5 protein-coding genes and 1 pseudogene are annotated in these 3,720 nt (G+C 50.7%); 2 read left to right on the top strand and 4 right to left on the bottom strand.

Annotation, left to right across the window (positions count from 1 at the left end; translation table 11 throughout):
- Positions 1 to 198, top strand: a pseudogene (locus tag BG74_RS14790) (hypothetical protein); the annotation flags it as partial.
- 84 nt (positions 199 to 282) lie between these two features.
- Complete coding sequence (locus BG74_RS04525; protein WP_066596902.1) at positions 283 to 531, top strand: hypothetical protein; 249 nt, start codon at positions 283 to 285, stop codon at positions 529 to 531.
- A gap of 182 nt (positions 532 to 713) precedes the next feature.
- Here BG74_RS04525 and sodA read toward each other — a convergent pair whose 3' ends face one another.
- The 4 genes from sodA to BG74_RS04510 form a co-directional block, all read right to left on the bottom strand.
- The gene (sodA, locus tag BG74_RS04520) at positions 714 to 1,331 is read right to left on the bottom strand and encodes a superoxide dismutase [Mn] (RefSeq protein ID WP_066596900.1); all 618 of its coding nucleotides are present in this window, start codon (positions 1,329 to 1,331) and stop codon (positions 714 to 716) included.
- 129 nt (positions 1,332 to 1,460) lie between these two features.
- Positions 1,461 to 1,607 carry a formate dehydrogenase accessory sulfurtransferase FdhD gene (locus tag BG74_RS20490; RefSeq protein ID WP_244267281.1) on the bottom strand — a complete coding sequence of 49 codons (147 nt, stop codon included), beginning with the start codon at positions 1,605 to 1,607 and terminating at the stop codon, positions 1,461 to 1,463.
- 157 nt (positions 1,608 to 1,764) lie between these two features.
- Positions 1,765 to 2,130 carry a formate dehydrogenase accessory sulfurtransferase FdhD gene (locus BG74_RS20485; protein ID WP_244267280.1) on the bottom strand — a complete coding sequence of 122 codons (366 nt, stop codon included), beginning with the start codon at positions 2,128 to 2,130 and terminating at the stop codon, positions 1,765 to 1,767.
- 1,215 nt (positions 2,131 to 3,345) lie between these two features.
- On the bottom strand, positions 3,346 to 3,549 hold the full coding sequence (locus BG74_RS04510) for a hypothetical protein (protein ID WP_066596898.1): 204 nt from the start codon (positions 3,547 to 3,549) through the stop codon (positions 3,346 to 3,348).
- Between the last annotated feature and the right edge of the window lie 171 nt (positions 3,550 to 3,720).

Here is a 3,720-nt window from a genome sequence, read left to right as displayed (position 1 = left end):
CGATCTGGGATGTTCCTCGGCTCGGTGATTTCTAGTTCTCTGGGAAGATCTGAGCTATCAAGCGCTTCGACCGCGCTGTATATGGTAGATGGTAAAAGCAAAAGCGACTTCGAAATGATGGTGAATAACTTCTCGGCCAGTATTATCTGTATGTTGCTGGCAGTCTTGGACTTCCTTGCCATTGGTCCACTGATCGAATCGAAATGTTGTCAAAAGACCTGTCAGCCAGCATTCACCTGATTATGAAGATACCTAGTTGCTGATAGCTCTCTAAATGAGGAATTGCAGCAGGCAGGATTCGACGATTACCGATTTACCGATGATGAAATTATATGGTCGTTTAGCGAGCTGCATTATGTCGCCGCGCTCCCGCCGTCACCGCAGATTGCGCACGCGCTCGGAGAAAGCGCTGTAGAAGATGAAACGGCAGCACTACCAGCGAATATTGCGCTCTACAATGATCCTTTCGCCACCAAAATACCTGGTGCGGATCAGCATCAAAAAAAGCGTTCTCCGATCGGTTGTTGCTGAAATAAATACTGTGCCTGGCTTGTTGCACCTGCGTTATCCGCCGAAAAGACAGTGATAAATCCCACTGACTCACATCCTCAACTCCTACGCGCCTGCGTTATTTGCTGACGGCGCGTAGGCAAAAGATCCCCGCCGAGGGCGGGATAACGCCGAGGGCGGGATAACGCCGAGGGCGGGATAAATCAGGCGTGGCTAAAACGCGCGGCCGTTTCATCCCAGTTCACCAAGTTCCAGAATGACTTGATATAGTCCGGGCGTCGGTTCTGATATTTCAAGTAATAAGCGTGCTCCCAGACGTCCAGACCCAAAATTGGGTAACCGGAGGTGCCGGAAATCTCTTCTCCCATCAGCGGGTTGTCCTGGTTAGCAGTGGATACTACGGCCAGTTTGCCGTCTTTTTTCACAAGCCAGGCCCAGCCGGAACCAAAACGAGTCGCGGCGGCTTTTTCGAACGCCTCTTTAAAGGCGTCAATGCTGCCGAAATCACGCTCGATAGCGCTTTTCAATTCACCCTGTAAGGTGGTTCCCTGCTTCAGGCCTTTCCAGAACAGGCTGTGGTTGGCATGACCACCGGCGTTGTTGCGCAGTACGGTCTTTTTGTCCGCCGGGAGCTGGTCTAATTTTTGAATAAGGTCTTCGACCTGCAAATTAGCAAATTCCGGCAGGCTTTCCAGAACGCCGTTGGCGTTGTTGACGTATGTCTGATGGTGTTTAGTGTGATGAATTTCCATCGTTTCTTTGTCGAAATACGGTTCCATAGCCTCATAGCCGTAAGGCAGGGAAGGTAGTGTAAAGCTCATGACAATCTCTCCATTTCTAGTTTAACCAACCCTATTTAAAAGCATGTTAGGGTCGCGTAAGCAATCCAATCATTATAGTTAATTAAATGTTGAATAAAAAGTTTATCAGTGACTTTAACAAGAATATGTTTAACTTACGTCTTCAACAATCCGCGTTGGATGGGTAAAGACCGTGGTGCGCCCCGGTTTACTGAACCCCACCAGTGTCAGGCTGCAGTGCTCGGCGATCTCTAACGCCAGCGAGGTAGAGGTGGAAACAGCGAACAGGATTTCCACCCTGCATATAGCCGCCTCTGTGCTATTTATAGCTGGTGCTGATTATAGATAGTGCTGATGGAAACCAGGGACCGCCATGGGCGATTCACCCCGACGCACACGCATGCCGAGCAGTTTATCCAGCGCCAGTGTCGCCCGACGTCTTCAGCGCCATAGTCTAAGTCCCCATCCTGAGAGATCCAAGATACGGTATGGGTTGCAAGCCCTTGAGCCGGTCGATGAGATGCACCTCTGGCAATTCCGCAGTGCCAAGGGCCAACACTACGTGAATGGCAATGACGGCAGCGGGCTTGCCAATTTCATCCAGTTGCTCCACGCCGCAGATACCGCAACCGGTGCACCCGGCAAGCGCTCTACGCTGTGCTTTAACGCTATAAAACGGCGGCTGGAAGGCTCGACCTGCACTTATAGACCATGACGGGCACGATATCGATACCATAAATATCTGCCGGCGAGGCGATATAACTTCGGATAACGAAAGGCCGAGGGCGAAAGCGTCAAGTTCTTTTGGAGACGCCATCATTACCACATGGGAGACGCCGTTATAGACCAAGAGCGACTGGCACTTTCTCGGCCAGTCAGTTCGGCTCTATTGTTTGATGGAGCCGGTCGCGCTGGCGGACGCTATACTGACAAATGCCCGGCTAGGCGTCATTGGCGTGAAAAGCGGCGTGTTTCACAAATAGGTTCTCCCGCAATGAAGGTAGGGCACTATTATTATTCGCTATTCTTCGCTATCGCCAGCGATGCAAACTATCGACTAAGGTAAGCGGGCACCACAACGGGCACCACTATATAAATAGTTTTATTTTTCAGTAAATTGAGTAATTATTCGACTGTTGCTACGGTTAATAGAACATCATTGCGGATAAGGATTGAAGGATGTGACCAAGCATTATTTCAAGATCGCGCTATTCCTTATTTTAAGATCGCGCTATTCCTTATGCTGTATGCTGTCGGCATGCTGTCGGTCCGGCCGCCGGGCTAGCAGGCATGGCGGCCGACAGCAGGACGAGCAACGCGTCCGCACCGTCGGTCAAAAGCATCGACGTTACTGCGCTGAACGGCAAAGTTATGATGTAAGTACCGAGTGCTTTCGTTAATCAAACCCGCGAAGATACTACCTCGCAAGATCCAAGTGTGAAGGTCCAGGTACTCACACTGACCGGCGGCGTCAGCAGGTGATCGGGGTGAGCGAAGTACCGACCTAGGCCGGCGATGCCAATGATACTAGGACCTATGCTTTTAACAAGATGGCTCATGGTAGCCTATTCGGTCTGAAAACCCAATATAAGGATTGTGCAGAAAAACTAGCCAAAGTACCGAAATCGTCTCTGGTCGTAAATTTTTGTGCCTGGATACTCATCAATCGGTGGAAGGCAATGCCATGCTCTTTTCCACTATCACCACACCGTATGCGGGTAATATGCTGACTATTCAGGTGCTGAATACAAGCTGTCGCTGGTGGATATCGCCGTCGCCTGCATGCTGGGTTTTATAAATGTCTGGTTCGTGATGTGCAATTTGGTGCGTTGCCCATCCTATGATGATTGCCATGGCCTACCAGCTGTTCAGCCGTGAGAGTTTCTCCCGGACTCTTCCGACGGTGACGGCTTGGATTGTATAGCGATGAAACCATCGCAGACAGAGCGTGAAGCCTCTCTAATAAACGAAATTTTCTTCCTATCGGCCCTCCTATCGGCCCTGTTTCTCCCATCATTCTAGAGCGGCGTTAACGTTACGGATGTGGATGCCCGCCGGTGTCTACGCGGTTATTTGCTGTATCTGCACCAGCAGCAGTATAGAAGGTTTCCGCCAGCTCAATGACAAGGGTGTACACCAGGATAGTGAGCATGCCTAGCGCGGCGAAAACAACACCCTTGTTGATGTTGCAGGAAAACATCGTCAGCCTATAGAGACCGGTGTTGGCGACGCCGCCCAACGTTATCAGCCGTTCAACCGTGCGTCTGCCACTGTAGCGTGTGCCAGCTTGCTAGCGTGATATTCCCCACGATTAATTCGCTAAATATCGGCAGCTGTAAAAAACCGTATTCCACAGTGGTGAGGCCGTGATCGCTCATCAGGATTACCGGCGAGATCGACTGCGACAACT

This window comes from Sodalis-like endosymbiont of Proechinophthirus fluctus (assembly GCF_001602625.1).
GTDB lineage: Bacteria > Pseudomonadota > Gammaproteobacteria > Enterobacterales > Enterobacteriaceae.
Note: the sequence above shows the minus strand (reverse complement) of the source record. Positions and strands in the feature narration are given on the sequence as shown.

Excerpts from the sequence above, each read along its gene's own strand:
- sodA (WP_066596900.1), bottom strand. The coding sequence starts at position 1,331 with ATGAGCTTTACACTACCTTCCCTGCCTTACGGCTATGAGGCTATGGAA.
- BG74_RS20485 (WP_244267280.1), bottom strand. The coding sequence starts at position 2,130 with ATGATGGCGTCTCCAAAAGAACTTGACGCTTTCGCCCTCGGCCTTTCG.